Origin of the sequence: Pseudomonas sp. BP01 (genome assembly GCF_022760795.1) — a bacterium.
Classification (GTDB): Bacteria; Pseudomonadota; Gammaproteobacteria; order Pseudomonadales; family Pseudomonadaceae; genus Aquipseudomonas; species Aquipseudomonas putida_Q.
Genome location: NZ_JAFBKA010000166.1, coordinates 1 through 219 on the forward strand (window position 1 = coordinate 1; position 219 = coordinate 219).

Genomic DNA, 219 nt, shown 5'->3' on the forward strand with positions numbered 1-219 from the left:
CGCAGATTGCGGTGGTGAAGATGACACGAACCGAAAGTTCGCAACAAACCACAAATATCGCATATCCGAATTCGCTGGGCTGTCCATCTGGGCATTCTGGCTACAGAATTTCTTGACGACCATAGAGCATTGGAACCACCTGATCCCATCCCGAACTCAGCAGTGAAACGATGCATCGCCGATGGTAGTGTGGGGTTTCCCCATGTGAGAGTAGGTCAT

Annotated in this window: 1 rRNA gene; it reads left to right on the forward strand. The window is 50.7% G+C overall.

Features of this window, described 5'->3' with window-relative positions:
• Positions 1–111 precede the first annotated feature (111 nt).
• Positions 112–219 (forward strand): 5S ribosomal RNA (gene rrf, locus JOY50_RS28940); the annotation flags it as partial.